The sequence below is a fragment of the Methylopila henanensis genome, from assembly GCF_042681025.1.
Classification (GTDB): Bacteria; Pseudomonadota; Alphaproteobacteria; order Rhizobiales; family Methylopilaceae; genus Methylopila; species Methylopila henanensis.
On record NZ_JBHUER010000010.1, the window covers coordinates 57,281 to 81,876 of the forward strand.

The window sequence follows — 24,596 nt, forward strand, 5'->3', positions numbered from 1 at the left end:
ACGACGTTCGTCGGCCCGAGAGGCGTCGAGCGCCCCGCGCGGTTGCCGCGACGCCGCGACGCGCTAGTTCATTGAGCGATGACAAGGCTGAAGCGCCGCTGTCTCTTGGCCGTCTGCGCGCTGCTGGCGGCGCCGGCCGGAGGATGGCTCCCGGTCCCTGCGGACGCCCGCGAGAGCCGCTCCGCGTTTCCGTTCAGCCTTCCCTGGTCCGAGCCGGCCCGCCCCAATCGCCGCCCGCGAAAGGCGAGACCTGCCCCCGTCCGGCAGGCTCCGGTCCCGATTCCGCCGTCCGCGCCCGATCGTGGGACAGTCGAAACCCGAGCGGAGCCGCAGCCGGAAGCGCCGCCCAAGCCCGTCCCATCCGAGGAGGCCGTCCCGACCGAGGAGGCCGCGCGCGCCGACGGCGGCGCGCCGATCGCCCCTGCGACCGAGCCGGAGGCGTCTCCGCCGCCGTCGCTCGATTTCGCGATGCTGCGGCCGTCGCCGCCGGCCGAACCGCTCCGGCCGCTGCCTTCGCCGCGCGAGCAGGGGGAGCTCGAGGCAGTACCTGCGGGGCCTCCCGCGCCGGGCGTGCCGCTGCCGCCGGCGCGGAGCGGCTCGGATGAGGCGGCTCCGGTCATGGCCGCCGCCCTGCCCCGCGCGCCGCTCGGGTCGCCGCCCCTGCCGGGACCGCCCGACGCCGACACGCCACCCCCCGTGGTCGCGCCGGACCCTCAGGCGCGCGAGCGCGATCCGGAATGCCGCGCGCTGGCGCGCAACGCCGCCGCGGTGGCGAAGCCGCTGCCGGCATTGATCGGCGCCGGCTCCTGCGGCGCGCCGCTGCCGGTCGAACTGTCGGCCGTCCGGCTGCGCGACGGCTCCACGGTCGCGATCGAGCCGCCGGCGATCCTGCGCTGCGGCGCGGCCTCCGCCTTCGTCGCGCTCGTCCGCGACGACTGGGCGCCCGCGGCCGCCCGCGACGGCGCGGCGCTGACCGAGGTGCGGACCGCCGCGTCCTACATCTGCCGCGGCCGCAACAACCGCCCCAACGCCAAGATGAGCGAGCACGGACTGGCCAATGCGGTCGATGTCTCAGGCGTCGGATTCAAGGACGGGCGCGAGCTCGGAATCTACCACAAGCAGATGCCGCAAACCCTTGCCCGGACGATCAAACCCTCGGCCTGCGCCAAGTTCATGACCGTGCTCGGACCGGGTTCGGACGGCTATCACGAGGACCATCTCCACCTCGACCTGCGCAAGCGGCGCAGCGCGGCGTCGAAAGTGTGCCGGTGGAGCGAGGACTGAGTCGCAGCGTTCAGCGCAGCGTGTCGGCGGCCGAGCGCGCCATGGCCTCGGTCCGCAGCGGCGCCAGCACCACCTCGGTCACCCTGCGGCTCTCGATCGTGTCGCGGGCGACGTTCGCCCAGTGCCGGGCGAGCGGCACGCGCTCGCAGGTGATGCCGTGCTCCGCGCCGAGGGTGCGCTCGGCCCGCGCGACCACCTCGCCGCAGCTCTCCGACGACACCACCTCGATCCGGCGATGCTCGGGAAGCTCTCCGGCAAAGCCGCCGCCACGCAGATAAGTGACGTCCTCGAGCGACGCGTAGGCCGCGAACGCAAGGGTAGCGACGACGAAAACGAGCCGCATGGCGAGACCGGGGAGACGGAGGACTGTCGAGCGATTTAACGACCGACTTCGACTAAGGTTCCACTTAATTTTGCGGCGCGCGAGCAATTTTTTTCGCCACCGCGCCGATGGCCTTCCGGCTTTCCCGCATCCGCCCGATCGCCTATGCCTCCGGCCATCAACCGCACCGACGGAACAAGGCGTTCGAGATGCTGACGAACCTTCAGGCCCGCGACGTGGCGACCGTGCTCCACCCCTACTCCAACCTCGCGACGCTGCCGCGACAGGGCTCGCTGATCCTCGAGCGCGGCGAGGGCGTGTTCGTCTACGACGTCGACGGCAAACCCTATCTCGAGGGCATGGCGGGGCTGTGGTGCAACGCGCTCGGCCACGGCCGCGAGGAGTTGGTGGAGGTCGCCGCCGAACAGATGCGCAAGCTGCCCTTCGCGCATCTCTTCACGGGCAAGAGCCATGATCCCGCGATCGCGCTGGCGGAGAAGCTGAAGGAGCTCTCGCCGACGCCCGCGGCCAAGGTGTTCTTCTGCAATTCGGGCTCCGAGGCCAACGACACCCAGGTCAAGCTGGTCTGGTACGTCAACAACGCGCTCGGCCGGCCGGCCAAGAAGAAGATCATCTCGCGGATCAAGGGCTATCACGGGGTGACGGTCGCCAGCGCGAGCCTCACCGGCCTGCCGAACAACCACATCGACTTCGACCTGCCGATCGCCGGCGTGCGCCACGCCGCCTGCCCGCACCACTACCGCTTCGGACGGCCGGACGAGAGCGAGGAGGAGTTCGCGACCCGGCTCGCCGCCGAGCTCGACGCCCAGATCGAGGCCGAGGGGCCGGAGACGGTCGCGGCCTTCATCGCGGAGCCGGTCATGGGCGCGGGCGGAGTGATCGTGCCGCCGGAGACCTACTACCCGAAGATCCAGGCGGTGCTGGAGAAGCACGACGTCATGCTGATCGCCGACGAGGTCATCACGGGCTTCGGGCGGCTCGGCGAGTGGTTCGGCTCCACCGCCATGAAGATGAAGCCCGACACCGTCTCGATCGCCAAGGCGCTGTCGTCGTCCTACGTCCCGATCGCGGGCGTCATCATCCCGGACTGGATCGACGACGCGCTCTCCCGCCAGAGCGAGAAGATCGGCGTCTTCGGCCACGGCTTCACCTATTCCGGCCACCCGGTCGCGGCGGCGGTCGCGCTGCGGACGCTCGAGATCTACGAGCGGGAGAACGTGCTCGGCCACGTCAACGGCCTGATCCCGCAGTTCCAGAGCCGGCTGAAGGCGCTCGGCGGCCACCCGCTCGTCGGCGAGGCCCGCGGCGTCGGCCTAGTCGGCGCGGTGGAGGCGGTCGCCGACAAGGCGACCAGGCGCGGCTTCGACCCGAAGGCCGGCGTCGCGGCGAAGATCGTGGCCTTCGCTCAGGAGGAAGGCCTGATCGTGCGCGCGATCGGCGACGCCGTCGCGATCTGCCCGCCGCTGGTCATCACCGCGGCGGAGCTCGACCTGCTGTTCGACCGGCTGGAGACCGCGCTCGACCGCGCCGACCAGTGGGCGGGGGCGGAGAACCTGCGGGCGGCGTAAAGGCCATCCGCCTGTCTGGAACCGCTCCAACAGGTTGTCGAACGATCGTCTCGCATCTCTGACGGTCGCGTGATCTAACCGTTTCGGAGGCTGGGGACGCCTCAGCCGCAGATACGGGGGAGACGAATTGGATCAAGCGACGATAGAAGACGCGGTGCGGCCGCGGTTTCACGGCACGGCCCGCGCCATGTTCCCGCTGGTGCTGAAGGGCCTGTTCCTCACGGTGGTGACGCTCGGGCTCTACCGCTTCTGGTACCAGACCGAGGTGCGGCGGTTCCTCTGGAACAACACCGAGGTCGACGGCGACCTGCTCGAATACACCGGGCGCGGCGTCGAGCTGTTCATCGGCTTCCTGATCGCGCTCGCGGTGCTGATTCCGGCCTATGGCGCGATCTTCCTGATCGCGACGCTCGCGGGCCCGATCGCGGGGCTGGTGGTTCAGCTCGTCGCCACCTTCGGCATCGTGGTGCTGGCGCAATACGCGCTCTACCGCGCCCGCCGCTACCGGCTGACGCGCACGATCTGGCGCGGGGTGCGCTTCCAGCAGACCGGCTCGGGCTGGACCTACGCCTGGCGCTCGATCGCCTGGGCGCTGCTCACCCTGCTCACGCTCGGCCTCGCCTTCCCGTTCATGCGGGCGAGCCTGGAGCGCTACAAGCTGTCTCACACTTGGTACGGCGACCAGCAGGGCGCCTTCAGCGCGACCGGCGGCGAGCTGTTTAAGCGCGGAATCCTGCTCTGGCTCGTCGCCGTGGCGCTGATCTTCGGCCCCATCGCCATCATCGTCGTCTACGGCACGCTGGACCCCGACCCGACGGGCCCCGGCTTCTCCGCGGCGCACTGGATCATCAACCTGACGATTTTCGGCGTCGCCGTCCTCGTGCCGCTCTATCTCGCGATCGAGTTCCGCTGGTGGGCGAACGGCTGCAGCGTCGGCCCCGCGACGGCGCGCTGCGATCTCGGCCTGTTCGCCTTCTTCAAGGTCTATCTGGCCTATGCCGGCATCGCGCTGCTGTTCTTCGTCGCGGCGGCGCTTGTGGCTGTCGTCGTCGGCTACGCGCTTTACGCCGCCGGCCTGCTCGGCGACGGAACCGAGCCGCCGCTCGTCGGAATCATCCTCGCCGTGATGGCCTATTTCATCGCGGCGCTGATCTTCGCGGCGCTGTGGCAGCTGTTCGGCGTGCGGCCGATCTGGCGGAAATCGTTCGAGAGCGTCGCGATCTCTGGTCTCGGCGCGTTGACCGCGGCGCAGTCGGGCGAGCCTCCCGCCAACGCCTTCGGCGAAGGCGTCGCCGACGCGCTCGATTTCGGCGGCTTCTGACGGGCGCCCTGCGCGCGGGAGATGGCGACCGCGCGCAGGGTCGGGCAATGATCGGGCGAAGCGGGCGGCGGGAGAACGCGTAGCGTGAGCATGGAAGCGAGGGGCGTCTATTTCGACGGTCTCACCAGCCGGCGGCATGAGGTCGACCTCGTGCTGGGCGACATGCTCGCGCTCGTCGGATCGGACGGCCGCCGGCTCGCGATCTGGCCCTACGCCGACATCCGCGCGCTCGCGAGTCCGCCGGGCCTGCTGCGGCTCACCCGCGAGGGCGGGCCGCCGCTCGCCCGCCTCGAACTGCGCGACGCCGGCCTGATCGACGCGGTGCGCCGCCGCTCCGTCCGGATCGCCGAAAGGCAGGCGGAAGAGCGCGGCGGCGCGCGCCGGGTCGTGCTCTGGAGCTTCGCGGCGGTGGCCTCGCTCGCGCTGTTCGCGGTGTTCGGCGTGCCCGCGCTCGCCGAACGGGTGACGCCGCTGCTGCCCTGGAGCGTGGACCAGCGCATGGGCGCGGCCGCGGACGCGCAGATCCGCATGATCCTTCCGACCCGCGGCGGCTCCTTCGGCTGCGGCGACGGGGCGGAGGAGGCGCCGGGCCGGGCCGCGCTCGACAAGCTGGTCGGCCGTCTCTCGGACGCGGCGGGCCTTCCCGTGCCGATCGAGGTCACGGCGGTGCGCAGCGGCATCCCCAACGCCATCGCCCTGCCCGGCGGCCGCATCTACCTGTTCGACGGCCTGATCCGCGAAGCCGAGAACGCCGATGAGATCGCCGGCGTGCTGGCGCACGAGATCGCGCATGTGGCGCACCGCGACGGCGCCCGCCGCACCCTGCAGGCCGGCGGAACCTCGTTCCTGCTCGGCTTCGTGCTCGGCGACGTGACCGGCGGCGGCGCGGCGGTGTTCATGGCGCGCACCCTGATCGACGCCTCCTACTCCCGCGACGCGGAAACCGCAGCGGATTCCTACGCCGTCGATCTGATGCGCCGGATCGGAGGCGACCCGCGCGGCCTCGGGACGCTGCTGACGCGGCTCACCCAGGAGGAGAAGGAAGAAGAGGCGGAAGACGAGAAGAAGGGCGAGCCGGAGGCGCGCGACCGCCGCTCCGCGCTCGATTATCTGGCGTCGCATCCCGCGACCGCCGAGCGGCGCAAGGCGATCGACGCCGCGGCGGGGCCAAAGCCCACGACGCCGCTGCTGGACGACGCCGCGTTCGCCGCGCTGAAGACGATCTGCGGCAAAGCCGCGCCGGCGGACGACGAATGAACCTGTTGCTCGACCTGAAGCCGCCGGTCCGACCGCGCTCGCGCGTCGCGCGCGCGGCGCTGACTCTGGCGCTGTTCGCCCTGACGGCCACCGCCTTCGCGCTGGTCGCGCTGCGCGCCGGGGCGGTCGAGCCGTTCGCGGGCTTCGTCGCGGTGCTCGCCGGGCTCGGCGTCGCGGCGCTCGCGGCGGTCGTCGGCGTGATCGGCGCGGTCATCGTCTGGCGCACCGGCGCGCGCGGCGGCGTGCGCGCGCTGTTCGCCATCGCGATCGCAGCCGCGCTGCTCGCCGGACCCGCCTATGTGGCCGGCCGCGCCTTCGGGAAACCGCAGGTCCCTGACGTCTCGACCGATCTCGCCGATCCCCCCGCCTTCACGCGCGCGCGCGTCGACCGCAAGCCCGGCGCGATCACGCCCGCGCAGGCCGAAGCGCAGAAGGCCGCCTATCCCGAGATCGCGCCGCTGCGCCTCGCCGTGCCGCCGGAGGACGCCGCGGGCCTCGTGATCGGCCTGATCGAGCAGCGCGGCTGGCGGCTGCTGGGGCCGACCTCCTACCCCCGAGGCGGCCCGACGCGGACCTCGTTCGAGGCGACGGCGCGCACGCCGGTTCTCGGGCTCTACGATGACGTCGCGATCCGCATCCGCCCGGACGGCGACGACGGCGCGCGCGTCGACATGCGCTCCGCCGCCCGGATCGGCGCGGCCGATTTCGGCGCCGCCGCCGAGCGCGTCCGCAGCTTCCTCGCCGACCTCGCGGCCGCGGCCGCGCCTTAAGCCGCGCGGTAAAGCCCCGAAAGCCGCGGCGGCCCGTCGGTGGCGGCGAGCCCGCGCGCGACCAGGTCCTCGAGATGGGCGAACACCGACAGGCCGGCGGCGCCGACGAGGCCGGGATCGAGCCCGCGATAGAGATCGGCGACGAGATCGGGGATGCGGCGCGGCCCCTCCTCCAGCCGCGCGCGGATCGCGGTCTCGCGCATCAGGCGGTGGCCGAGCAGATGGCGGGCGAACGCGCGCGCCTGGCGCAGCGCGGGCCCGTGGCCAGGAAGATAGAGCTCCTCCGGCCTGTCGATCAGCCTGCGGAGCGAGGCGACGTAAGGCCCCATCGCGCCGTCCGGGGGCGCCACGATCGAGGTCGACCACGCCATCACGTGGTCGCCGGGAAACAGCAGGCCGGCCTCCGGCAGCGCGAAGGCGAGATGGTTCGCGGTATGCCCGGGCGTCGCGACCGCCGTCAGCGTCCAGCCCGGCCCCGACACGGCCTCGCCGTCGGCGAGCTCCCGGTCCGGGCGGTAATCGGCGTCGGAGGAGGCGTCGAGCCGCGCGGCCTCGCCGTCGAGCGGCGCGCGGAACGGCCGGTGCGGCCCGGCGCCCACGACCTCCGCGCCGGTCGCGGCCTTCAGCGCCGCGAGCGCGCCCACATGGTCGAGATGGCTGTGGGTGACGACGATGGCCTCGACCGTCTCCCTGGTGGTCGCCGCCAGCAGCGCGGCCACATGCGCCTCCGACGCCGGGCCCGGATCGATGATCGCGACCCGCCCCTCGCCGACGATGTAGGAGTTGGTGCCGGTGAAGGTGAAGGGCGACGGGTTCGGCGCCAGCACGCGGCGCACTAGCGGCGCGACGCGCTGCGCCTCGCCCGCGACCGCGTCGCGCGCCCGGTCGAAGACCAGCTCCTCCGCCATCGCGTTCCTTTCGGATAAGCCCCTCGCCGGAGTTGCGGCCGCCCCGCGCTTCCGGCTATCCATCCCGCTCGCGTCGAGCGCTTAAGCGATCGTTGGGGCGTAGCCAAGCGGTAAGGCAGGGGATTTTGATTCCCCCATGCGGAGGTTCGAATCCTCCCGCCCCAGCCAGATCCGAAAACGTTCGGCTGCGCAGACCGATGAAGTCAGAGCGCGCGGGATGACGCGGGATTTTTTTGCCGCGATCGGACCGCAATCTCTGAACTTGTAGGCTAAGGCCGGCGAATTCCAGAGGGCCGCCTGAGTTGCCGCTAGACCTCGATCTCTGAACTTATAGGCTCGCTCGGCGGCTATCCCTCTGTCATCGCCTGGGATAGTCACGGCGGCGGCCCGGCAAATCCTGGGCGCGCGCGACGGAGACAAGGGCGGTACGCCGGGATTTTTGCGCAGGCTGCAGCCGCGCCAGCCGGTGACGCGCACGGCCGTTCGCCATCCCGGCCGCGACGGTCATGCGGGCGCCGGAGCGCGATGACCACGACGGCTTTCGCGCCCGCCGCCCGGAGCGGGCTACGGCGGGCGCCGTCGGAACGAAGGAAAGGCCGTCCAAGACAATCTTCTCTGCCTCCCGCTCGCGCCAGGGTCTCGGCGACCGGGAGCGGGGCGCGGCTTGTGCGCGGCGGAGACCATGTCCGCCGCGCACGTCATGACGACCGCTTTCGCGCCCCGACCCCTCCCGCTCAGGCTCCCGACAGCTTGGTGTTCGCCATCGGCAGGCTGCGCACGCGCTGGCCGCTGAGCGCCGCGAGCGCGTTGGCGACCGCGGGCGGCACGCCCGGCAGGCCCGGCTCGCCGATGCCGCCCATCGGCTCGCCGCTCTCGACGATCGTGACGTGAACCTCCGGCATGTGGTCGCGCGACAGAATGCGGTAGGCGTCGTAGTTCTTCGCCTGCCGCTCGCCGTTCTTGTAGACGATCTGCTCGAACAGCGCCGACGACAGGCCGAGCGCGGCGGCCGACTCCACCTGCGCCTTCACGATCGCCGGATTGACGATCGAGCCGGGATCGATGGCGATCCACAGCTGGTGGACCTTGGCCTCGCCGCCCGCGATGGAGACCTCCGCGATGGTCGCGGTCTCCGAACCGAAGGGCGAGGCCATCGCCACGCCGCGGGCGCGCTTGCCGCCATCGGCGTCATACGGCCCGCGCTTCCAGCCGCCGGAAAGCTCCGCCACCGCCTTCAGAAGGTTCAGGTGGCGCGGCTTGTCCTTCAGCAGCGCCAGCCGCAGCTCGAACGGGTCCTTACCGCCCGCTTCGGCGATCTCGTCGAAGAAGCTCTCGTAGAAGAAGTCGTTCATCGAGTGCCCGACCGACCGCCAGAAGGCGATGTTCACGGGATGCGCGATCTTCAGGAACTCCATCTTCCGGTTCGGGATGGCGTAGGGCTTCTCGACGATGCCTTCGACGGCGGAGGAATCCACCGGGTTCTTGAAGATCGCCCCGAACCAGCGCGCGATCGGGCCTTCGCCGACGGTCTTCACCTCGATCGCGGTCGGCCGCCCGGAGGCGTCGAGCGCGGCGCGGAAGCGGCTGAAGCTCAGGGGCCGCACCGCGTCGTTCAGGAACTCCTCTTCGCGCGACCACAGCACCTTCACCGGCTTGCCCGTCGCCTTGGCGAGCAGGATCGCCTGCGGGAACGGGTTCGAGGGCCCGTAGGCGAAGTGCCGGCCGAAGAAGCCGCCGAGCAGCGGCGAATGGATCTTCACCTGCTCGGGGGCGATCCCGGCGGTCTTGGCGGCGATCGCCTGGAACAGCTCCGGCATCTGGTTCGGGACCCAGAGGTCGAGCGCGCCGTCGGGGTTGAAGCGGGCGATGCTCGACGGCGGCTCGAGCTGCGCGTGGGCGAGATAGGGCGCGTCGTACTCAGCCTCGATCACCTTGGCGGCCTTGGCGAAGGCGGCGTCGGCGTCGCCTTCCGTCTCGGACGGCAGTCCCTTCTCCTTCGCGCCCTTCAGCGTGGCGAGCAGGCCCTCGGACGAGAAGCTCGAGGACATGGCGTCGAGCCCGTCCTTCGGCGGCTCGGACCAGCGCACCTTCAGCGCCTCGACCGCCTTGCGCGCGCGCCACCAGCTGTCGGCCGCGACCGCCACCGCGCTCGGGAGCTTGTGCACCGAATGCACGCCCGGCATCGCCTTGACCTCGGCCTCGTTGTCGAGCGCTTCAGGCTCCGTGCCGAACACCGGCGCGTGGGTCACGGCGGCGTAAAGCATGCCGTCGACCTTCTGGTCGATGGCGTAGACCGCCTTTCCGGTCGACTTGTCGCGCACGTCGAGCCGGGCGACCGGCTTGCGGATGTAGCGGAAGGTCGCCGGGTCGCGGAGGGGGACCTCCTCCTTCGGCTGCAGCAGCAGCGCCTCGGCGGCGAGCTCGCCGTAGCTCAGCGAGCGGCCGGAGGCGGCGTGCACCACCTTGCCGTCCTCGGTCGTAAGCTCGCTGTCCTGAACCTTGAGGCGGCCGGCCGCGGCGCGGATCAGCATCTCGCGCGCGGTGGCGCCGAGCCGGCGCATGGCCGCGTAGCTCGACCGGACCGAGAAGCTGCCGCCCGTCATCCGGAGACCGTTGACCAGCGCGTAATCGGGGCCGGGCGGCGCGCATTCCACCTCGAAGCGCGCGGGATCGACGTCGAGCTCCTCGCCGACGATCTGGGCCATGGCGGTGTTGATGCCCTGCCCGCCCTCGATGAAGGCGCTGAGCAGCTTCACCGAGCCGTCGGGGCGGAGTTCGAGGAAGGCGGGCACCCGCGTGCCGGGCTTGGGCGCGATCGCCCCCGCCCCTTCGGCCTGCGCCAGGGCGCGGCGATGGGGCAGCGCGACCGCCAGCACCAGCGCGCCGGAGGCGACGCCGAGGAAGCGACGGCGAGAGAGGTTCGCGACGCCCTCGTCCGGAACGAGAGGCGCGGCGGACGAGACGTCGAGCGGCGAGAGATCGTTCATCGAAGCCTCCCGATCAGGCCGCGGCGCGCCGGACGGCGCTCGCGATGTGATTGTAGGTGCCGCAGCGGCAGAGGTTGGTCATCGCGTCGGCGATGTCCTGGTCGGAGGGCTTGGGCGTCTCCTTCAGCAGCGCCGTCGCGGCCATCACCTGGCCGGACTGGCAGTAGCCGCATTGCGGCACCTGCGCCTCGACCCAGGCCTCCACCACCTTGCGGCCGACCTCGTCCTGCTCGATCGCCTCGATGGTCGTGACCTTGGAGTCGCCGACGGCTTCGACCGGGAACTGGCAGGAGCGCATCGCGGCGCCGTCCACTATGACCGTGCAGGCGCCGCACTGGGCGATGCCGCAGCCGTATTTCGTGCCCGTCATGCCGAGCGTGTCGCGCAGCACCCAGAGCAGCGGCGTGCCGGCCTCGACATCCGCCTGACGCTTCTCACCGTTGACGTCGATCTCGTACATGGCTCCCTCCATCTGAGGATCAGATCGAAGGCGCGCCGGCGCCAGAGAGACGGCCTTCATCAAGGACGCGCCCACGCCGACGACCGCCATGACGCCGCCTTCGTCGCCCTGGTTGACCGCCTCAGTTTAGAAGCGTAGCAAAATGGCCCAAATGTCATTTTTCCGGCTTTTCCAGACATGAACCGCAGGATCGGCGTCGTCATCTTTCCGGGCTTTCAGGCCCTCGACCTCGCGGTCGGGACCGTGTTCGAGCTCGCCAACGAGGCCGTGGACGCTCCGGTCTACGCCATCGAGGTCGTCTCGGAGCGCGGCGGCCTGGTCCGGAGCTCCTTCGGAGCGAAGGTGGACAGCCGGCCGTTCGGCGCGGCGGATTTCGACACCCTGTTCGTCTGCGGGACGAGCGCCGTGTTCGAGGACTCGCCCGGGTTGGTCGCCTTCGTGCGGCGCGCGGCGAAGGTCAGCCGCCGGGTGGCGGCGATCTGCACCGGGGCCTTCGTCGCGGCCGAAGCCGGCCTGCTCGACGGCCGTCGCGCGACCACGCATTGGGCCAAGGCGCGCGAGCTGCAGCGCCGCTTTCCCGCCGTGCGGGTGGAGGAGGACCGCATCTTCATCGAGGACCACGGCGTCTGGACGTCCGCCGGCATGACCGCCTGCATCGACCTCGCGCTCGCGATCGTCGAGGTGGACCTCGGCGCCGAGGTCGCCCGCGACATCGCCAGGCGCATGGTGATGTACCACCTGCGCACCGGCGGGCAGTCGCAGTATTCGGCGATGCTGGAGATGCGGCCCTCCTCCGACCGCATCCAGCGCGCGCTGGCCTTCGCGCGGGAGAACCTGCGGCTGGAGCTCTCCGTCGAGCGGCTGGCCGAGACGGCGAACCTCAGTCCGCGTCAGTTCAGCCGGGCGTTCCGCGCGGAGACCGGGCAGTCGCCGGCCAAGGCGATCGAGACGCTGCGGGTCGAGGCGGCGCGGCGGCTGATCGAGGAAGGCCGGCTGCCCAACGACGAGATCGCGCGTGAGACCGGCTTCGCCGACCCCGACCGCATGCGGCGCGCCTTCCTGCGAACGCTCGGCCAGCCTCCCCAGGCCGTCCGCCGGAGCGCGCGACTGGCGGCCGCGTGAGCCCTCGTAGCGAGGACGCAGCGGCGCTTCGCCAGCGCGCCGGCGGCGGAGGTCAGGCGGCACGAAGCGATCAAACGCCCGCCTGCAAAGGTCCGCTCATTCAGAACGAAAAAGCCCGCCTGTGAAGGCGGGCTTTCGTGATCTGGACGATTGCGGTCAGCCGATCATCTCGATGATGATCTCGCGCATTTCCGCGCGTGAGATCGCGCTTGGCTCGGGCTTCCAGGCTTTGGTCGCCCTGGAGGTCGTCGGCGTGCGAATCTGATGGGGCGCCGGCCGCGCTGCTGCGGGCCGGGCGATGGCGTGCTTCTTCATATTTTCCTTGTGGCCTCACGGGATTTCGCAGTCGCAAGACTGCGCGCGTGAGCCGTCGATGTAAAAGTGTCGGGAACCAAACGGCCATGGCGCGCTCGATATCGGCGCTGTCGCAGGCCTTTCGGTGACCGTCATATAGATAGCCATCAAGGCTGTTTGAAGGCCTGCGCCAGACGGCGACGCCGCGCGGCCTGTCGCCGACAGGTCGACGAAGCGGCCGGTCGCCATCATCGCCGCCGTTCTACCCGACATCACTACGTCAATCAGCGGCGGGCATGGCCGCCGGCGACGGGATGCTCGCCCGCGCCAGCTCACGAGCACGTGACTCAAATATCCGCATGGTTGTCGACGTTCCCGCGTGTCAGTCGTCGAACGTCGTGATCAAGGATTGAAGCAGATCATGAATGACCATTCATGTCGACGTTCGTACTTTCGCCTTTGAACGCCCCCGCTGCTCAACGCGAACTTCGTGCGTCTTTCCTGGAGTACTAGAATTGCGCAAAACCGCTCTCGCCATCGCTTTCGTCACCGCCTCGGCCGCCGCGACAAGCGTGTTCGCGCTGACCGCGGCGTCGCAGGCGCAGCCCGCGCCGGCCCAAAGCGCCCAGATCCAGCCGCCGGCGCCGCATCAGGCGGAACGGGACGGCAGGGGCGAACGCCACGCCCATGGCCCCCGCCATGGCCACGGCCCCATGCACAAGGCCCGCCGGAAGGGCGAGGACTTCGCCCTCAAGCTCGCCGGCCGGCTCGCGGCCGCGGAGGTCGCGATCGGGGTCCGCGGCGACCAGCTCGACACCTGGCGCGCCTTCACCGCCGCGGCGGTCGACTTCGTCAAGCCGCCGCGTCCCGCCGGCCCGCGTCCCGGCCCGGACGGCGACGAGCGGGGTCCCGACCGTCCGCGCGGCGTGCTCGACTTCGCCGACCGCATGGCCGACCGGACCATCGAACGCGCCGAGAAGGCCAAGACGCTGAAGGCGGCTGCCGAGGCCCTGCGCCAGAAGCTCACCCCGGAGCAGATCGCCCAGCTCGACAGCATGCCGCTCGGCCCGCGCCATGGCGAGCGCGGCCGGCACGGCCCTGACCGTCACGGCCCCGGCCCGCACGGCGATCGCCACGGTCCGCGCTGACGCATCGCAGGGAGGCGTCCCGTCGCCTCCCTGCCCGCTTCGACAGAGGTTAGTCTCGCGATCCCAGAAAGGCGCCGCCGCGGCCAGCGTCGGCGCCCAACGCGCATTGTGAGGGATCTGCGACCGATGGCGACGCGACAACTGAAGCTCGGCGCCTTCATGCGTCCGGTGAGCCTGCACACCGGCGCGTGGCGCTATCCCGGCTCCTATGCCGACGCGAACTTCAACTTCGGCCACATGAAGCGCTTCGCGCAGCGGCTCGAGGAGGCGACCTTCGACGCCTTCTTCATGGCCGACCATCTCGCCGTGCTGAACATGCCGCCGGACGCGCTGAAGCGAAGCCACACGGTGACCTCGTTCGAGCCCTTCACGCTGCTGTCGGCGCTCGCCGCCGTGACCGAGCGCATCGGCCTCGTCGCGACCGGCTCCACCACCTTCGACCTGCCCTACCATGTCGCCCGGCGCTTCGCCTCGCTCGACCACATCTCGGACGGCCGGGCGGGCTGGAACGTGGTGACCACCTCCAACCCGGACGCGGCGCTCAACTTCGGGCTCGAGGAGCACATGGAGCACGACGCCCGCTACGCCCGGGCGCGGGAGTTCTACGACGTGGTCGTCGGGCTCTGGGATTCCTTCGCCGACGACGCCTTCGTGCGCGACGTCGAGGCCGGCGTCTACGTGAACCCCGACCGGATGCGCCGGCTCGACCACAAGGGCCCGCATTTCTCGGTGCGCGGACCGCTCAACATCGCGCGCTCGCCGCAGGGACGTCCGGTCGTGGTGCAGGCGGGCGCATCGGAGCCGGGACGCCAGCTCGCCGCCGAGACCGCCGACGCCGTGTTCTGCGCGCCGACGAAGCTTGGCGAGGCGCAGGCGTTCTACGCCGACGTGAAGCGCCGGGCCGCCGCCGCGGGCCGCGACCCTGACCACATCAAGATCCTGCCCGGCGCCTTCATCGTCGTCGGCGACAGCGTCGACGAGGCGCGGGCGAAGCGCGCGACGCTGGATTCGCTGGTGCATGTGGACAGCGGCTTCGGCTCGCTCTCCACCATGCTCGGACACGACGTCTCCGGCTTCGACCCCGACGCGCCGCTTCCCGAACTGCCGCCGACCAACGCCAGCCGCAGCAGCCAGGACAAGATCATGGGCTTCGCGCGCCGGGAGAATCTGACGGTGCGGCAGCTCGCGCAGCGCGTCGGCGGCTATTCCGGGCTCGCCTTCGTGGGCACGCCCGAAACGGTCGCCGACCAGATGCAGGAATGGCTGGAAGCGGAAGGCTGCGACGGCTTCAACGTCATGTTCCCCTATCTGCCGCAGGGGCTCGACGACGTCGTCGACCGCGTGGTTCCGGAGCTCAGGCGGCGCGGGATCTTCCGCACCGCCTACGAGGGCCGCACCCTGCGGGAGCATCTCGGCCTGCCGCGGCCGGAGAACCGCTTCTTCCCGGACTGAGGCGCCTCACGTGCCGCAGAAGGTGCGGTAGGGCCCGGCGTCCTTCGGCGGCGGCGCGGCGTAGACGCTGTCGTCGGCCGAGCGCGCGTAAGGGTCGGCGAGGGCCGCCGCGAGGGCCTCGAACGGCGCGAAATCGTCGTCCTCGACCGCGGCCTGCAGCGCGGCCTCCACATTGTGGTTGCGCGGGATGATCGCGGGATTGACCCGCTCCATGCTCTCCCGCCGCGCGGCCGGATCGCCCGGCTCCTGGCCGAGCCGCGCCACGTAGCGGACCGCCCACGCGTCGTAGAGCGCCGGATCGTCGAACAGGTCGCGCGGCCCCGCCTCCGCGTCGCCGCCCGCGACGGCGGAGAGACGGCGGAAGGTCAGCGTGTGGTCGGCCCGGCCCTCGGCCATGCGGTCGAGCAGGTCCTGCACGAGCTCGCCGTCGTCCTCGCGGTCTCCGGTCAGGCCGAGCTTGCGGCGGTAGCCGTCGAGCCGCGCCGTCTCGAAGGCCGGCGCGAAGGCGCTCAGCGCCAGGGTGACCTCAGCGACGGCGGCGTCCTGGTCCTCCGACAGCAGCGGCAGCAGGCACTCCGCCAGCCGCGCCAGATTCCACTGCGCGATGCCGGGCTGGTTCGCGAAGGCGTAGCGCCCGTGCTGGTCGATGGAGCTGAACACCGCCCGCGGGTCGTAGGCGTCGAGGAAGGCGCAGGGGCCGTAATCGATCGTCTCGCCGGCGATCGAGCAGTTGTCGGTGTTCATCACGCCGTGGACGAAGCCCACATGCATCCACTGCGCGACCAGCGCCGCCTGCCGCGCGACCACCCGCTCGTACATGGCGAGAGCGCGGTCGGGGCGTTCGGCGACCTCAGGATAGTGCCGGGCGACCACATGGTCGACGAGATCCTTCAGCGCGGCGACGTTCCCGCGCGCGGCGAAGAACTGGAAGGTGCCGACCCGGATGTGGCTGGAGGCCACCCGCGTCAGCACCGCGCCGGGCAGCGGTCGCTCGCGGAGCACCGCCTCGCCGGTCGTGGCGGCGGCGAGCGCGCGCGTGGTCGGCACGCCGAGCGCGGCCATCGCCTCGCTCACGAGATATTCTCGCAGCACCGGCCCGAGGGCCGCGCGACCGTCGCCGCGCCGGGAGAACGGCGTCAGCCCGGCGCCCTTGAGCTGAATGTCGCGGCGGGCGCCGGCGTGGTCCACCACCTCGCCCAGCAGGATGGCGCGCCCGTCGCCGAGCTGCGGAACGAACTGGCCGAACTGATGTCCGGCATAGGCGGTCGCGATCGGCTCGGAGCCCGCGGCGACCACGTTGCCGGCGAAGACCGCCGCTCCCTCGGCCTCCGCCAGAGCCGCGGCGTCGAGACCGAGCTCGGCCGCGAGCGGCCGGTTGAACGCCACCAGACGGGGCGAGGCCACCGGCGTCGGCGGCGTGGGGCGGTGGAACGCCTCGGGCAGCCGGGCGTAGCTGTTGTCGAAGGGTATGAGCATCATCACCTCGCGGGATCGCTCCCCGACCGCGCGGCGTCATCGCCGCCTCCCCCGCTATATGGGCGCAAGGCGCGCCGACGGAAGCGCCCCCTCCCCGGCCTTGACGCCGCGACGGGACGCGGGCGACGGTCCGGCCCCCTCCGAAGCGCGCCGCCCGCCGCGCCTCCGCTTGGCTCCCTCATGGAACGACGCCGATGTCCGTGCTGCACGATGGCTACTTCACGCAGGGTCTCGACGCGGACCCTGACCTTGCGGCCGCGCTGCGCGGCGAACTGGAGCGGCAGCGGGACGGGATCGAACTGATCGCCTCGGAGAACATCGTCTCCCGGTTGGTGCTGGAGGCGCAGGGCTCGGTGCTCACCAACAAGACCGTCGAGGGTCCCGCCTATGCCCGCTACTACGGCGGCGCGGAGTTCGCGGACGCGGTCGAGGCGCTCGCGATCGAGCGGGCGACCAGGCTGTTCGGCTGCCGCTTCGCCAACGTGCAGGCCCATTCCGGCTCCAACGCCAACAACGGCGTGTTCCTCGGGCTGCTGGCTCCCGGCGACACGATCCTGTCGATGAAGACCGCCGCCGGCGGGCACATCAGCCACGGCCACCCCGCGACCCTGACCGGGCGCGACTATCGCGTGGCGCACTATGGCGTCAGCCGCCAGACCGAGCGCGTCGATCTCGACGAGGTGCGCGCGCTCGCGCTGGAGAGCCGCCCGCGGATCATCGTGGCCGGCGGCTCGGCCTACGCCTGGACGCTCGACTTCGCCGGCTTCCGGGCGATCGCCGACGAGGTCGGTGCCTGGCTGATGGTGGACATGGCGCATTTCGCGGGCCTCGTGGCCGCCGGCGTCTATCCGCACCCGTTTCCCCACGCCCATGTGGTGACGACCACGACCAACAAGTCGCTGCGCGGCGCCCGCGGCGCGATCGTGCTGTGGAACGACGCGGCGCTGTCGGACCGGATCAACCACGGCGTGTTTCCCGGCGTGCAGGGCTCGGTGATGCTCCATGAGGTGGCGGCGAAGGCCGCCTGCTTCGGAGAGGCGCTCCGGCCCGAATTCCGCGCCTACAACGAGGCGGCGGTCGCGAACGCCCGCGCGCTGGCGGAGACGCTCGCCGCCGCGAACGTGAGGCTTGTGGGCGGCGGCACGGACACCAGCATGGCGCTGGTCGATCTCGTGAACCAGGGCGTCGACGGCGACGTCGCCGCGAAGGCCTTGGAGAAGGCCGGCCTCGCCGCCAACAAGAACCTGATCCCGTTCGACGAACGCCCGGCCGAGGCGCCGTCCGGCCTGCGCCTGTCCAGCAACGCCGGCACGACGCGCGGCTTCGGCGTCGACGAGTTCCGCCGCATCGGCGGCTGGATCGCCCGGATCGCGCACGCGCCCTCGGACACGGCCCTGATCGCGGGCGTCCGCGACGAGGTGCGCGCGCTTTGCCGCGCCCATCCGATCTATCCCGACATGTGATGTCCGCCCGCGGGAACCGTTCCTACCCGTCCTGCGTATCGGTACGGCGCGCCGGGAGGCGGCCGCGACAGGCGCTCCGACGTGCGCTGTTTGCGAAAACATTTCGTGGCCCGCCGCCGGAAAGCGGCTATTTTCCGGAAGCTCGCGACCCCGCCTGCAATGCCCTTCAGCACCGTTCCGGAAACCGCATGCCGATCGTCCTCGCCTCCTTCGGCTCTTCGACCCGGCCGGGGCGTCGGCCATGAGCCCGGACGACATCGCGAAACTTCTGGACCGGACGCGCGCGCTTGAAGCCGAGAACGCGCGGCTGCGCGAGCAGGTGGGCGCGGAACGGCGCCGGGGGGAGACCGCGGTCAACGTGCAGGAGCAGCGCTACCGCGCGCTGTTCGACGCGATGGACGAGGGCTTCTGCGTCATCGAGTTCTTCGACGGCCCCCACGGCCCGTTGAGCGACTACATCCATGTGGAGGCCAACGCCGCCTACGCCGCCCATGCGGGCATTCCGAACGTCGTCGGGCAGAAGCTGCGCGAGATGGTCGCGGAGGAGGCCGACGGCTGGGTCGAGCTTTATGGCGGCGTGCTGCGGACCGGGAAGCCAATCCGCTTCCAGCGCGAACTGGTCGCCACCGGCCGTCACCTGGAGCTCGCGGCGTTCCGGCTGGAGCCGCCGAGCCTCCGCCAGGTCGCCGTGCTGTTCCAGGACATCACCGCCCGGAAACGCGCCGAAGCCGAGCTGCAGCGCCTCAACGAGACGCTGGAGACGCGGATCGCGGAGACGCTCGCCGAACGCAAGCTCCTGGCCGACGTCTTCGAGGCCACCACCGCCTACATCCATGTCGTCGACAAGGACTTCGTCTGGCGCGCGATCAACCGCTCCGGCGCGCAGGAGTTCGAGCGCTTGTTTGGCGTGCGCCCGAAGGTCGGCGACAACATGCTCGAGCTGCTGGAGGGGCAGCCGGAGCAGCGCGAGGCCGTCCGAGCCATCTGGGCCAGGGCGCTCGCCGGCGAGGAGTTCGTCGAGATCGCGGCGTTCAGCGATCCGGGCGGCGAGGTCCGGCACTACGAGATGCGCTTCAGCACGCTGCGCGACGCCGACGGCGCGCCGATCGGCGCGTACCAGTTCGTCTACGACGTCACCGACCGGCTCGCCGAGCAGGACCGGCTGCGCGAGACCGAGGCCGCGCTGCGGCAGGCGCAGAAGATGGAGGCGATCGGCCAGCTCACGGGCGGCATTGCGCACGACTTCAACAACCTGCTCGCGGGCGTCTCCGGCAGCCTGGAGCTGATGCAGACGCGCCTCAGCCAGGGCCGCGTCCACGACGTCGAGCGCTACATCAACGTCGCGCAGGGCGCGGCTCGGCGCGCCGCCGCCCTGACCCATCGCCTGCTCGCGTTCTCGCGCCGCCAGACGCTGGCGCCGAAGCCCACAAACGTGAACCGGCTGATCCACGGCATGGAGGATCTGATCCGGCGCACGGTCGGCCCGTCCGTGAACTTCGAGGTCATCGGCGCGTCGGGGCTCTGGCCCGCGCTGGTCGATCCCTCCCAGCTCGAGAACGCGCTGCTGAACCTCTGCATCAACGCGCGCGACGCCATGCCCGACGGCGGCCGGATGGTGGTCGAGACCGCGAACCGCTGGCTCGACGAACGCGCCGCGCGCACCCACGACGTGCCCATCGGGCAGTACCTCTCCCTCTGCGTCTCCGACACCGGGTCCGGCATGACGCCGGAGGTGATGGCGAAGGCGTTCGATCCGTTCTTCACGACCAAGCCGATCGGCGCGGGCACCGGCCTCGGGCTCAGCATGATCTATGGCTTCGCGAAGCAGTCCGGCGGACAGGTGCGGATCTACTCCGAGGTCGGGCAAGGCACGACGGTGTGCCTCTACCTGCCGCGCTACATCGGCGAACTGGAGGAGGCCGACCCGCTCGGCGGCGCGATCATCGCCCCCCGCGCGGAGCAGGGCGAGACGGTGCTGGTGGTGGACGACGAGCCCACCGTGCGGATGCTCGTGACCGAGGTTCTCGAGGACCTCGGCTACGCCGCGATCGAGGCGGCGGACAGCGTCGCCGGCCTGCGGATCCTGCAGTCGGACGTGCGGATCGACCTGCTGGTGACGGACGTCGGCCTGCCCGGCGGCATGAACGGCCGCCAGATGGCGGACGCGGGCCGCGCCGCCCGGCCCGGCCTGAAGGTCCTGTTCATCACCGGCTACGCCGAGAACGCGGCCCTGAACTCCGGCCATCTGGAGCCGGGCATGGCGGTGCTGACCAAGCCGTTCGTGGTCGACGCCCTCGGCGCCCGCATCCGCGAGATGATCACCTCCGGATGATCATCTCCGGCTGACGAGCCAGGTCATTCGGCGGGCGCGGGCGCCGCCCCATGCGGCGCCGCCGAGGGCTTCGGCTCGCGCGAGAGCGCGCGGCAGACGACATAGAACACCGGCGTGAAGATCAGCCCGAAGATCGTGACGCCGATCATGCCGTAGAACACCGACGTCCCGAGCGACTGCCGCATCTCGGCGCCCGCGCCGGTGGCGAGCGCCAGCGGCAGCACGCCGAGAATGAAGGCGAGCGACGTCATCAGGATCGGCCGCAGGCGGGTCTTGGCGGCGGCGATCGCGGCCTTGGCGCGGCTCTGGCCCGCCTCCTCGTTCTGCTTGGCGAACTCGACGATCAGGATGGCGTTCTTCGCCGCGAGTCCGATCAGCACCACGAATCCCGCCTGCGCCAGAATGTCGACCGGCATGCCGCGTATGTTGAGGCCCGTCACCGCCGCGAGTAGGCACATCGGCACGATCAGCACGATCGCGAGCGGCAGCGTCCAGCTCTCGTACTGGGCGGCGAGCAGCAGGAACACCAGCGCCACGGAGGCGAGGAAGACCAGCATTCCGGAGTTGCCGGCGAGCTTCTCCTGCAGCGACAGCTCGGTCCACTGGAAGCCGAAGCCCGGCGGCAGCGTCGCGGCCGCGACCCGCTCCATGGTCGCCATGGCGTCGCCGGACGAGAAGCCCGGAGCGGCGGAGCCCTGGATTTCGGCCGCCTGGTAGAGGTTGTAGCGCGGCACGCGGTAGGCGCCGGTCATCTCGCTGAACGAGGCGACGGAGCTCAGCGGCACCATCTCGCCGCTGTCGCTGCGGGTCCGGTAGCGGCCGATCGCCTCCACGTCCTGCCGGAAGGAGCTGTCCGCCTGCGCGGCGACGCGGTAGGTGCGGCCGAGCAGGTTGAAGTCGTTGACGTAGGCGGAGCCCAGATAGACCTCGAGCGCCTCGAACACGCGGTCGGCGGGCACGCCGATCATCTCGGACTTCACGCGGTCGATGTCGGCGAAGATCTTCGGCGTGCCGGTGTCGAAGGGCGTGAAGACGCGCGACAGCGAGGGCTCCCGGTTGGCGGCGGCGACGACGTCGTTCGCGACCTTCGCGATCTCCTCGGCCGAGGCGCCCATCTGGCTCGTCACCATCAGCTTGAAGCCGCCGGTCGTGCCGATGCCGCGCACCGAAGGCGGCAGCACGGTCACGATCTGCGCGTCCTGGATGCCGGCGAGCGCGGCGTTCACCTTGGCCTGCATCGTCCGGAGATTGAGCGCCCGGCCGCGCTCCTCATGCGGCTTCAGCACGGTGAAGACGCGGCCGACATTCGACGCGTTGACGCCGGTGGCGCCGTCGATGCCGCTGCTCGACACCGCGACCTGCACGCCCTCGATCGCCTTCAGCCGCTCCGCGATCTGGACCATCGTGGCGTCCGTCCGTTCGAGCGACGATCCGGGCGGCAGCTTGACGATGGTGACGAGCAGCGACTGGTCCTGATCGGGGATGAAGCCGGTCGGCGCGCGCATGAGCTGCCAGCCGGCGAGGCCGACGAAGCCGAGATAGACGACGAGCGCGAGGGTGGAGATGCGCAGGAGCCGGGCGGTCAGGCGGCCGTAGCGGTCCGACATCCAGTCGAAGCCGCGGTTGAACCAGCCGAAGAACCAGTGGAGCGCGCGCGTTCCCCAGAAGCGCGGCCGGGCGTGGGTCTCGTGCGTGTGGGGCTTCAGCAGCACCGCGCACAAGGCTGGGCTGAGCGTCAGCGACACGAACACCGAGATCAGCGTCGCGACCGAGATCGTTATGGCGAACTGCTCGAAGAACTGGCCGGGAATGCCGGGCATGAACGCCGCCGGCGCGAACACCGCCATCAGCACGAGGCCGATCGCGACCAGCGCGACGCCGACCTCGTCCATGGTGACGTGGGCGGCCTCTCTCGGCGTCATCCCCTTCTCGAGGTTTCGCTCGACGTTCTCGACCACGATGATGGCGTCGTCGACCACGATGCCGATCGCGAGCACGAGCCCGAGCAGCGAGATAGTGTTGAGCGAATAGCCGAAGGCCCCGAGCACGGCGAAGGTCCCGATCAGCGACACCGGGATGGCGGCGATCGGCACGATCGCGGCGCGCCAGCGCTGCAGGAACAGGATCACCACCAGCGCCACCAGGATCACCGCCTCGATGATGGTGGCGTAGACGGCGTAGACGGAGGCCGAGACGAAGCGCGTCGGGTCGAAGTTGATCTGGTACTCGACGCCGGCAGGGAAGTTCTTCGAAAGCTCCGCCATCGTGGCGCGCACCTCGTCCGCCGTGGCGAGCGCGTTGCCGCCCGGCAGCTGGAACACGCCGATGCCGACGCCGGGCGACTCGTTGATGTAGGTGCGGTCGGTGACCGTCTGGCTCGCGACCTCCACGCGGGCGACGTCGCGGACGCGCGTCACCCTGCCCTCCTCGCTCTTGATGACGATGTTCGCGAACTGCTCCGGCTGCGTCAGCCGGCCGAGCGCCTCGACGTTGAGCTGGTAGGCGCGCGACGTCGCGGTCGGCGGCTGGTTCACGACGCCCGCCGAGATCTGCACGTTCTGCGCCCTGAGCGCGGACACGATCTCGCCGGCCGTGAGGTTGCGCGCCGCCGCCTTGTCGGGGTCGAGCCAGACCACCATCGACAGGTCCTGCGCGCCGAGCATGCGCACGTCGCCGACGCCCTCGATGCGCGCCAGCACGTCGCGGATCGTCAGGTTCACGTAGTTCGAGATGTAGAGCTGGTCGCGGCTGTTGTCGGGCGAGCGCATATGCACCGCGAGCAGCAGGTCCGGCGAGGATTTTCGGACCGTCAGCCCCTGTCGGCTCACCGATTCCGGCAGCCGGGGCAGCGCGAGCGACAGCCGATTCTGGACGAGCACCTGCGCCTTGTCGAGGTCGGTGCCGAGCTGGAACGTGATCGTGGTGGTGAGCTGGCCGTCGCCGGTCGCCTGACTGGACATGTAGAGCATGTCCTCGACGCCGTTGATCTGCTGCTCGATCGGCGTCGCCACCGTGTCGCTGACCACCTGCGCCGAGGCGCCGGGATAGTTCGCGCGGATCACCACCGTCGGCGGCACGATCTCAGGATACTGCGACAGCGGCAGCGAGAAGAAGCTCGCGGCGCCCAGCATCGTGATCAGGATCGAGAGCACCGCGGCGAAGATCGGCCGGTCGATGCAGAAGTGAGCGAGCCGCATGGGACCGTCCTCGAATTTTTACGCGCCGGGGCCGGCGTCAGCGTCAGCTCTGCGGCGCGGCGGCGGCTTCGATCGCCGCGGGCTGCGGGCGCACCGGCGCGCCGACGCGCGCCTGCATCAGCCCGTTGACGATCACCCGGTCGTCCCTGTTCAGGCCCGAACGCACGATCATCAGGCCGCCGGGCTGGATCGGCCCCGGCCGGACCTTGCGCTGGCGGACCACGTTCTCGCCGTCGACCACGCGCACGACCTTCTCGATCTGGTCGGAGAGGATCGCGGTCTCGGGCACGAGCAGCGCGTCGTAGGGCTCGCCCCGGGGCACGCGGATGCGGCCGAACTGGCCGGGCGTCAGGGCGGCATCGACGTTGGCGAAGGTCGCCCGGGCCCGGATGGTGCCAGAGCCGACCTGCAGGCGGTTGTCGAGGAAGTCGAGCACGCCTTCGCGCGGCCAGCCCTCCTCGCCGTCGCGCCGCGCCTGAACCTTGACGCCCTGCGTGGCGCGCGCGGTCCCGCCGACCTGCTGCTGCCGGGCGAGCAGGTCGCCTTCGGAGATGTCGAACACGAAGTAGAGCTCGTCCTCGGCGAGGACGGTGGTCAGCACGGTCGAGGCGCCGTCGCCGACGACGAGGTTGCCGATGTCGACGCGCCGGTTCGAGGCGCGGCCGCGCACAGGCGAACGCACCTCGGTGAATTCGAGGTCGAGCCGCGCGCGGGCCACCGCCGCCTCCGCGGTCTTCAGCGCGGCGTCGGCGGCCTGGCGCTGCTGGATGCGCTGCTCGTGGGTCGCGACGGCGATGTTGGAGGTGCGGACCAGCTCCTGGCTGCGCTTGGCGTCGGCCTCGGCGAAGGCGAGCTGCGCCTTCGCGCCCGCGAGCTGCGCTTCGGCCTGGGCGAGCGCGGTCTGATACGGCCGCTTGTCGATGACGAACAGAAGCTGGCCGGCCTCGACGACCTGACCGTCCCTGAAATTGATCTCGGTGAGATAGCCGGACACGCGCGGGCGCACCTCGACGGTGGCCGTCGGCTCGAACCGGCCGGTGAACTCGTCATAGTCCGTGACCTGCCGCACCAGCGGGCTCGCGACCGTGACGGCGGGCGGCGGGGGCGCGGCGGTCTGCGCGGTCGAGGGGGTGACCCGCGCCCATCCGTAGAAGCCGGCCGCTGTGGCGATCGCGACGACGCATGTGAGGCCGATGACGCGGACCACCCGCATG

At 71.0% G+C, this 24,596-nt stretch carries 18 protein-coding genes and 1 tRNA gene; 11 read left to right on the forward strand and 8 right to left on the reverse strand.

The genetic code is table 11. The features are described 5' to 3' along the window. Nucleotides 1-618: 618 nt before the first annotated feature. Complete coding sequence (locus tag ACFSCV_RS13380; RefSeq protein ID WP_378800079.1) at nt 619-1,284, forward strand: extensin-like domain-containing protein; 666 nt, start codon at nt 619-621, stop codon at nt 1,282-1,284. Between the two features lie 10 nt (nt 1,285-1,294). Here ACFSCV_RS13380 and ACFSCV_RS13385 read toward each other — a convergent pair whose 3' ends face one another. After that, nucleotides 1,295-1,627, reverse strand: coding sequence for a hypothetical protein (locus tag ACFSCV_RS13385; RefSeq protein WP_378800080.1), 333 nt, complete (start codon nt 1,625-1,627; stop codon nt 1,295-1,297). 188 nt (nt 1,628-1,815) lie between these two features. Between ACFSCV_RS13385 and ACFSCV_RS13390 the strand changes: the two genes are divergently transcribed. The 4 genes from ACFSCV_RS13390 to ACFSCV_RS13405 all read left to right on the forward strand — a co-directional run bounded on the left by ACFSCV_RS13390 (nt 1,816) and on the right by ACFSCV_RS13405 (nt 6,543). Continuing rightward, nucleotides 1,816-3,195: an aminotransferase gene (locus tag ACFSCV_RS13390; RefSeq protein ID WP_378800081.1), complete on the forward strand. Its 1,380-nt coding sequence runs from the start codon at nt 1,816-1,818 to the stop codon at nt 3,193-3,195. A 154-nt stretch (nt 3,196-3,349) separates the two neighbouring features. Further along, nucleotides 3,350-4,516 carry a YjgN family protein gene (locus tag ACFSCV_RS13395; RefSeq protein ID WP_378800082.1) on the forward strand — a complete coding sequence of 389 codons (1,167 nt, stop codon included), beginning with the start codon at nt 3,350-3,352 and terminating at the stop codon, nt 4,514-4,516. Nucleotides 4,517-4,606: 90 nt separating this feature from the next. Then, nucleotides 4,607-5,773 carry a M48 family metallopeptidase gene (locus ACFSCV_RS13400; protein ID WP_378800741.1) on the forward strand — a complete coding sequence of 389 codons (1,167 nt, stop codon included), beginning with the start codon at nt 4,607-4,609 and terminating at the stop codon, nt 5,771-5,773. Next, nucleotides 5,770-6,543 (forward strand): DUF1499 domain-containing protein, encoded by a 774-nt coding sequence (locus ACFSCV_RS13405; protein WP_378800083.1) that lies wholly within the window; start codon nt 5,770-5,772, stop codon nt 6,541-6,543. The genes ACFSCV_RS13400 and ACFSCV_RS13405 overlap by 4 nt, the downstream gene beginning before the upstream one ends. On the opposite strand, the gene ACFSCV_RS13410 is transcribed toward ACFSCV_RS13405, so the two are convergent. Beyond that, nucleotides 6,540-7,451 carry an MBL fold metallo-hydrolase gene (locus ACFSCV_RS13410; RefSeq protein WP_378800084.1) on the reverse strand — a complete coding sequence of 304 codons (912 nt, stop codon included), beginning with the start codon at nt 7,449-7,451 and terminating at the stop codon, nt 6,540-6,542. The two genes, ACFSCV_RS13405 and ACFSCV_RS13410, sit on opposite strands and share 4 nt — an antisense overlap. A gap of 93 nt (nt 7,452-7,544) precedes the next feature. Between ACFSCV_RS13410 and ACFSCV_RS13415 the strand changes: the two genes are divergently transcribed. Beyond that, nucleotides 7,545-7,619: transfer RNA gene (locus ACFSCV_RS13415), tRNA-Gln, on the forward strand. A 566-nt stretch (nt 7,620-8,185) separates the two neighbouring features. On the opposite strand, the gene ACFSCV_RS13420 is transcribed toward ACFSCV_RS13415, so the two are convergent. Together ACFSCV_RS13420 and ACFSCV_RS13425 are read right to left on the reverse strand one after the other, a co-directional pair. Further along, nucleotides 8,186-10,438, reverse strand: a complete 2,253-nt coding sequence (locus ACFSCV_RS13420) for a xanthine dehydrogenase family protein molybdopterin-binding subunit (RefSeq protein WP_378800085.1) — start codon at nt 10,436-10,438, stop codon at nt 8,186-8,188. A gap of 13 nt (nt 10,439-10,451) precedes the next feature. Beyond that, a complete protein-coding gene (locus ACFSCV_RS13425) occupies nt 10,452-10,898 on the reverse strand; it encodes a (2Fe-2S)-binding protein (RefSeq protein ID WP_271198889.1) in 447 nt (148 codons plus the stop codon). A 177-nt stretch (nt 10,899-11,075) separates the two neighbouring features. Here ACFSCV_RS13425 and ACFSCV_RS13430 point away from each other — a divergent pair, with 177 nt between their 5' ends. Beyond that, nucleotides 11,076-12,020, forward strand: a complete 945-nt coding sequence (locus ACFSCV_RS13430) for a GlxA family transcriptional regulator (RefSeq protein ID WP_378800086.1) — start codon at nt 11,076-11,078, stop codon at nt 12,018-12,020. A gap of 156 nt (nt 12,021-12,176) precedes the next feature. On the opposite strand, the gene ACFSCV_RS13435 is transcribed toward ACFSCV_RS13430, so the two are convergent. Beyond that, entirely contained in the window at nt 12,177-12,335 is a 159-nt protein-coding gene (locus ACFSCV_RS13435; RefSeq protein WP_378800087.1) for a hypothetical protein, read from the reverse strand. 494 nt (nt 12,336-12,829) lie between these two features. Between ACFSCV_RS13435 and ACFSCV_RS13440 the strand changes: the two genes are divergently transcribed. Continuing rightward, nucleotides 12,830-13,462, forward strand: a complete 633-nt coding sequence (locus tag ACFSCV_RS13440) for a hypothetical protein (protein WP_378800088.1) — start codon at nt 12,830-12,832, stop codon at nt 13,460-13,462. Between the two features lie 126 nt (nt 13,463-13,588). After that, nucleotides 13,589-14,914 carry an LLM class flavin-dependent oxidoreductase gene (locus ACFSCV_RS13445; protein ID WP_378800089.1) on the forward strand — a complete coding sequence of 442 codons (1,326 nt, stop codon included), beginning with the start codon at nt 13,589-13,591 and terminating at the stop codon, nt 14,912-14,914. A gap of 6 nt (nt 14,915-14,920) precedes the next feature. On the opposite strand, the gene ACFSCV_RS13450 is transcribed toward ACFSCV_RS13445, so the two are convergent. Next, nucleotides 14,921-16,396, reverse strand: a complete 1,476-nt coding sequence (locus ACFSCV_RS13450; RefSeq protein WP_465264209.1) for a protein adenylyltransferase SelO — start codon at nt 16,394-16,396, stop codon at nt 14,921-14,923. A 188-nt stretch (nt 16,397-16,584) separates the two neighbouring features. Between ACFSCV_RS13450 and ACFSCV_RS13455 the strand changes: the two genes are divergently transcribed. Next, nucleotides 16,585-17,853 (forward strand): serine hydroxymethyltransferase, encoded by a 1,269-nt coding sequence (locus ACFSCV_RS13455; RefSeq protein WP_378800091.1) that lies wholly within the window; start codon nt 16,585-16,587, stop codon nt 17,851-17,853. 241 nt (nt 17,854-18,094) lie between these two features. Then, nucleotides 18,095-20,185, forward strand: a complete 2,091-nt coding sequence (locus ACFSCV_RS13460) for a PAS domain-containing protein (RefSeq protein ID WP_378800092.1) — start codon at nt 18,095-18,097, stop codon at nt 20,183-20,185. 23 nt (nt 20,186-20,208) lie between these two features. Here ACFSCV_RS13460 and ACFSCV_RS13465 read toward each other — a convergent pair whose 3' ends face one another. Both ACFSCV_RS13465 and ACFSCV_RS13470 read right to left on the reverse strand, forming a co-directional pair. After that, nucleotides 20,209-23,382, reverse strand: a complete 3,174-nt coding sequence (locus tag ACFSCV_RS13465; protein ID WP_378800093.1) for an efflux RND transporter permease subunit — start codon at nt 23,380-23,382, stop codon at nt 20,209-20,211. A 43-nt stretch (nt 23,383-23,425) separates the two neighbouring features. Continuing rightward, complete coding sequence (locus ACFSCV_RS13470; protein ID WP_378800094.1) at nt 23,426-24,595, reverse strand: efflux RND transporter periplasmic adaptor subunit; 1,170 nt, start codon at nt 24,593-24,595, stop codon at nt 23,426-23,428. Nucleotide 24,596: the final 1 nt, after the last annotated feature.

Coding starts and splice junctions, on each gene's coding strand:
- ACFSCV_RS13380 (WP_378800079.1), top strand. CDS start 619: ATGGCCGCCGCCCTGCCCCGCGCGCCGCTCGGGTCGCCGCCCCTGCCG.
- ACFSCV_RS13385 (WP_378800080.1), bottom strand. CDS start 1,627: ATGCGGCTCGTTTTCGTCGTCGCTACCCTTGCGTTCGCGGCCTACGCG.
- ACFSCV_RS13390 (WP_378800081.1), top strand. CDS start 1,816: ATGCTGACGAACCTTCAGGCCCGCGACGTGGCGACCGTGCTCCACCCC.
- ACFSCV_RS13400 (WP_378800741.1), top strand. CDS start 4,607: ATGGAAGCGAGGGGCGTCTATTTCGACGGTCTCACCAGCCGGCGGCAT.
- ACFSCV_RS13405 (WP_378800083.1), top strand. CDS start 5,770: ATGAACCTGTTGCTCGACCTGAAGCCGCCGGTCCGACCGCGCTCGCGC.
- ACFSCV_RS13410 (WP_378800084.1), bottom strand. CDS start 7,451: ATGGCGGAGGAGCTGGTCTTCGACCGGGCGCGCGACGCGGTCGCGGGC.
- ACFSCV_RS13420 (WP_378800085.1), bottom strand. CDS start 10,438: ATGAACGATCTCTCGCCGCTCGACGTCTCGTCCGCCGCGCCTCTCGTT.
- ACFSCV_RS13425 (WP_271198889.1), bottom strand. CDS start 10,898: ATGTACGAGATCGACGTCAACGGTGAGAAGCGTCAGGCGGATGTCGAG.
- ACFSCV_RS13430 (WP_378800086.1), top strand. CDS start 11,076: ATGAACCGCAGGATCGGCGTCGTCATCTTTCCGGGCTTTCAGGCCCTC.
- ACFSCV_RS13435 (WP_378800087.1), bottom strand. CDS start 12,335: ATGAAGAAGCACGCCATCGCCCGGCCCGCAGCAGCGCGGCCGGCGCCC.
- ACFSCV_RS13445 (WP_378800089.1), top strand. CDS start 13,589: ATGGCGACGCGACAACTGAAGCTCGGCGCCTTCATGCGTCCGGTGAGC.
- ACFSCV_RS13455 (WP_378800091.1), top strand. CDS start 16,585: ATGTCCGTGCTGCACGATGGCTACTTCACGCAGGGTCTCGACGCGGAC.
- ACFSCV_RS13460 (WP_378800092.1), top strand. CDS start 18,095: ATGAGCCCGGACGACATCGCGAAACTTCTGGACCGGACGCGCGCGCTT.
- ACFSCV_RS13465 (WP_378800093.1), bottom strand. CDS start 23,382: ATGCGGCTCGCTCACTTCTGCATCGACCGGCCGATCTTCGCCGCGGTG.
- ACFSCV_RS13470 (WP_378800094.1), bottom strand. CDS start 24,595: ATGCGGGTGGTCCGCGTCATCGGCCTCACATGCGTCGTCGCGATCGCC.